Source organism: Priestia sp. P5_B4 (genome assembly GCF_056400385.1).
On the sequence record NZ_JBFULJ010000248.1, the window covers coordinates 1 to 4,911 of the forward strand.

Here is a 4,911-nt window from a genome sequence, read left to right on the forward strand (position 1 = left end):
CAGTTTGGAGTTAGCCGCACTCCTGTTCGAGAAGCATTAAAAAGGCTTGAAGATGAAGGCCTTGTCCAAACGACACCTGGCTCTTCTACAAAAGTGGCTCCATTAAACCTTGAGGAGGCAAAACAATCTTTTATTGTCGTCGCAGCTCTTCATGCACTTGCTGCTAAGCTGGCTTGTACTTCGTTACAAGAAGAAGATATGGGCGAACTAATCAAACACAATCAATCTCTAGAACATGCAATCAAAACAAGAAATGTCCTTAAAGCGATCGAAGCGGATGAAGCATTTCATTCCGTATTTTTAAAACGGGCGAACAATATAGAGCTAGAACGTGTTGTAAAACAAACAAGCGCCAAAATTCAGCGTCTGGAAATCGCTCGTTTTTCATCTCTTGCTAGCCTTGCTTCGGTTGATCAGCACAAAGAAATCATAAACGCTTGCGGTCAAAAAGATGTCGCACTGACATCGCAGCTTGTCGAAACGAACTGGCTGACGCTAGGTGAAGCGCTGACAAGTGAGGAGGAATCCAAGTGAAGCCTCTTTTATTAGGCATTGCTGCCTCATTCTTTTTTGCTTTTACATTCGTTTTAAATCGAGCGATGGATTTATCCGGAGGCAGCTGGGCGTGGAGCGCGTCGCTGCGCTATTTTTTTATGGTACCTCTTTTACTTGTGCTCGTTTATTTTTGGGGTGGTATTAAACCTGTGGTGGCAGAAATAAAAGCCCAGCCTCAAAAATGGCTGTTTTGGAGCACGGTTGGATTTGGGTTATTTTACGCTCCTCTTTGTTTTGCTTCGGCCTACGGYCCCGGCTGGCTTATTGCAGGAACTTGGCAAATCACAATTTTATCGGGGTCTCTCCTAGCTCCTTTGTTTTACAAGGAAGGAAAGAAGCGAGGAGGCATTCCCTTCAAGCAGCTAGGTTTTTCGTTTATTATTTTAATAGGAGTTGTACTCATGCAGCTTGAGCATGCGACTGAACTGTCAGCCGCTACTGCCTTGCTTTGTACCATTCCCATTTTAATTGCCTCTTTTGCGTACCCGCTTGGCAACCGTAAAATGATGGAAGTGTCGTCACTTAATACGTTTCAGCGCGTGCTTGGAATGACGCTTTCAAGCCTGCCGTTTTGGATTATTCTTTCTGTCTATGCCTGCGTGACCGATGGACTACCAAAAACAACTCAGATTTATCAAAGCAGTTTAGTTGCTTTACTTTCAGGAGTATGTGCAACAGTTCTATTTTTTGCAGCAACCGACCTTGTTAAAAAAGATTCTCAAAAGCTAGGTGCAGTTGAAGCTACACAATCGATGGAAGTTTTATTTGCCCTGCTAGGAGAGGTCTTCCTTCTATCAAGTCCTTTGCCATCGATTCTTTCTTGGGTTGGAATGGGAGTTATCATAGCAGGCATGGTCCTTCACAGCTACCAAACAAGTCATAAAAAAGCTATACCGCAAAAAGAATTGACCTACTAATTAATAACAAAAAAGAGCGTCTTAGTCGGCGCTCTTTTTGTTTATACAACAGATCTTCTTTCTAAATTGAAGACATTCACCTGCTCAGCATCAAAGCGGCTTAGCAACGAATCTACTCCGTACTCAAGTGCAAAAGCACGTTCATTTTCTGAAATCGGAACGGCCTGCAGGAACGTTACTTTTTTATCAGATAGTTCAATCGTTGAAAAATTATCCCATAAAAACGGCGGAATCAGCAAAATGTGCTGCATATGAAAGCTGTCATCAAGCACTGCAATAACGTCTTTATAAATAGCTCCTGGGAAGATGGACACATGAGATTTCATCATATGGAAAATACAGTTTGCTAAAATAGCAGAATAAATACCGAATTCCTCATGACAAGCCCCAACGATTTCAATTCGAAGCGGGATTCCTCCAACTGTATAGCCTGTCGGACATTGATGTCCACCGAGCGTTGCATACGCGGTTACGTCTTGACGCGGATGGTTTTCACACGCCACAACGTGAATACCATGCTTTTTTCTTTCATCTGAATAATCTTCAATTCGATCCTTTTGACCAAATACATCTATTGCTTTATGTATAATTAATTCTTCATCTTTTGTAAAATTACTCATAAAAAACCTCCTTGCTTGCGACCTTAAAAAGCTCCCTACTGTACAGCATATACTACTGCACTCGCTTACGATATAGTTTTTAGAAAATGTGATAGAAATGTTATCGTTTCGTAACATACTATGAAATTGTATCAAGAAGCAAACGAGAAACCTTAACCAATTTTGTCTTTTCCCATAAAAAATAGAGCCTGCACCATGGCAGCCTCTATTTTTTATGACATTATTATGAAATAATTTGTAATTCTTTTGGGTACTTCGTTAACGTTTCGTATCCATCTTTTGTAATGATTACATCATCTTCGATACGCACGCCTCCGAGTCCTGGAATATAGATACCCGGTTCAATTGTATATACCATGCCTTCTTGAAGCACATCGTCATTGTTGCGGCTCATTGAAGGAAACTCATGCACGCTGATGCCAAGACCATGACCAAGACGATGCAAGAAATACTCTCCATATCCTGCTTCTGTAATAATATTGCGTGCTACCATGTCCAAGTCGCCAATGCGAGTTCCGGGCTTGGAAGCTTCAAGTGCTGCCTGCTCAGCGCGCTGTACCGTTTCATAGATTTCTTTTTGCTTATCATTAATAGACTTGTAAGCGACTGTACGTGTAATATCTGAACAGTATCCGTCTAGCACTACACCTAAATCGAACAGAACCATATCTCCTGGCTTTAACGTGCGAAGACCTGGGTTCCCATGCGCTTCTCCCGTTTTTTCACCAAATAAAACCATCGTTGAAAACGACATCTCACGAATTCCTTTTCTCTTTAGCTCGTATTCAATTTTAGCCAGAACATCCATTTCCGTAACGCCTTCTTTTAAAGCAGCTACACCTACTTCTACACCAAAATCAGCTAAGGCAGCTGCCTTTTGAAGAATCTCAACTTCACGCTCATCTTTAATTAAACGCAGCTGATTTAACTTCTCTTCTGCTCCGACTAGCTCAGCGTTTGGATATAGGCTAAGCAGTTCTTCAGCTCTCGCATACAGCAGCTGCTCTTTCTCTACAGCAACCTTTTTCACATCTATTACGTTTCGTTTATGTAAAGCTTCTTTAATAAGTTTCCAAGGATTTTGATGATCTTCATATCCAATCACATCAAACTTCCAGCCCGCTTCTTTTGCTTGTCCCACTTCCATTGATGGGCAAACAAGCATCGGCTCCGCTTCGTTAAACACAAATAAGCCAAGCAAACGCTCATGCGGATCCGTGTGAAATCCAGTTAAATAAAATACGTTTTCGGTTGACGAAATAAAGGCTGCTTCTACATTCTTTTCTTTTAGCCACGATACGACTTTTTGTAAACGTGCTTCCATTAAAAAAACCCCTTTCATTGTACAATATTACTATTATAACATAGTTATTTAGCAATATTGTACAATGAATAGAGGTTAAGACAAAGCCGCATGAAGAGTAGTAAGCTGCTCTTTAATCGCTTTTCGCTGAATACTTACTTTCATCAGCCAGCCATTTTCTCCGTATCTATAAATAAATTCGTACGTACCTTTAGGAAAATATTCTTTCACCAGCATGTCCCGGTTTTCAACAAATCCCGGATCGCCAATAAAATAGGTACCTTCTTCAAGCGGAAGCTCATGAACTTTTTTTTCTAGCTGCTTCTCTTCGTCTTCGTCATCATCTATCACTATGTGCAGACCGCCTTCATCACGCACAACATCAAATTCACCATTTTGTTCAAGCTCAAGCACTGGCACCACTTGTCCATTTACCGTTAGCAGCTGCTTCGTTCCTTCAAGGACCTGGGACCAGTGATCATCGTATAAAGTAGAAGAATAAAAAATATATCCCTGAGATTTATATAATAAAAGCAGCTGTTCAAAATGATTTTTCACTTGTTCTTTATCAAACAGAATAACAAAATGCTTTCGATAGAAAAAACTTGTAAAAGGCAGAATAGACGATTGATTAAGCTCTTTAATTATTTCAGCACTATCTTTACCTGAAATAATAGCTCCGGTCAATTCCCCCGCGCCATAAGGTTTCCAATGACTTAACGCCGCTTCTGGAATCAGCACAAGGTTCGAAGATGACACATATATACTCATTCGCTTCACTCCTTTTTTCTACATTTAGACCTATATTTGATTCTCCCCAAATAGAGACTTTCCTCTTATTCCATTCTTAAAAGACAGAACTTTTCCCCTAACTATGATAGATTATAACAAAAATCCTTGAAAAAAATAACCTTTATTTCCTCTTTCTTCTATTTGTATACTTCTCTTATTTTAGCTGTCTTCGCAGATTTACTAGTGAACGTACTTGCTAATCTAATTCCTTAGTGTTAATTTTATTATGTCGTTTTATAATTTTTTGCATAATTGGTTTCAAACAAAAAAGTATTAATATTTTTGAATGCGATGGTGAGACATTTGGAAGAACGTACAGAACGTAAACAACATAAAAGAAAAAAGCAAAGAAAAAAGAAACGCTTTAGAAAGCTACTTCTTTTCTTTCTCATTCTTGTAATCGCCGCTGGTGCGTATGTGTATTATCAATACCAACAAGGGTTAGCAGAAGCAGACGGAGCTTTTGGGAAAGATGGACAATTTGATTTTAATGGTGCAAGTGCCAATTTAGATAGCATGAATGTGCTGCTTCTTGGAATTGACTCTCGAGGTGAAGAACATTCGCGTGCCGATACAATCATGATTGCTCATTATGACAAAGACAGCAATCAGCCTAAAATTATTTCTTTGATGCGTGATTCATATGTGGATATTCCTGGACATGGCAAAAACAAATTAAATTCAGCCTATGCATTTGGCGGGCCCGAATTAATGCGTAAGACAA

The 4,911-nt window shown here is 39.8% G+C and carries 6 protein-coding genes; 3 read left to right on the forward strand and 3 right to left on the reverse strand.

What is annotated here, in order from left to right; genetic code table 11:
* On the forward strand, positions 1-534 hold a 534-nt coding region (locus AC1DRF_RS16615), incomplete at its 5' end, for a GntR family transcriptional regulator (protein ID WP_477741188.1).
* Entirely contained in the window at positions 531-1,472 is a 942-nt protein-coding gene (locus AC1DRF_RS16620; protein ID WP_477741189.1) for a DMT family transporter, read from the forward strand. The genes AC1DRF_RS16615 and AC1DRF_RS16620, both read left to right, overlap by 4 nt.
* A 41-nt stretch (positions 1,473-1,513) precedes the next feature.
* Here AC1DRF_RS16620 and AC1DRF_RS16625 read toward each other — a convergent pair whose 3' ends face one another.
* The 3 genes from AC1DRF_RS16625 to AC1DRF_RS16635 all read right to left on the reverse strand — a co-directional run bounded on the left by AC1DRF_RS16625 (position 1,514) and on the right by AC1DRF_RS16635 (position 4,166).
* Positions 1,514-2,092 (reverse strand): suppressor of fused domain protein, encoded by a 579-nt coding sequence (locus tag AC1DRF_RS16625; RefSeq protein ID WP_013084584.1) that lies wholly within the window; start codon positions 2,090-2,092, stop codon positions 1,514-1,516.
* A gap of 223 nt (positions 2,093-2,315) precedes the next feature.
* Positions 2,316-3,416, reverse strand: coding sequence for a M24 family metallopeptidase (locus tag AC1DRF_RS16630; protein ID WP_043978389.1), 1,101 nt, complete (start codon positions 3,414-3,416; stop codon positions 2,316-2,318).
* A 75-nt stretch (positions 3,417-3,491) separates the two neighbouring features.
* Positions 3,492-4,166 carry a hypothetical protein gene (locus AC1DRF_RS16635; protein WP_053487663.1) on the reverse strand — a complete coding sequence of 225 codons (675 nt, stop codon included), beginning with the start codon at positions 4,164-4,166 and terminating at the stop codon, positions 3,492-3,494.
* 324 nt (positions 4,167-4,490) lie between these two features.
* Here AC1DRF_RS16635 and AC1DRF_RS16640 point away from each other — a divergent pair.
* Positions 4,491-4,911: LCP family protein (locus AC1DRF_RS16640; protein ID WP_477741190.1), on the forward strand; the 421-nt coding region annotated here is incomplete at its 3' end.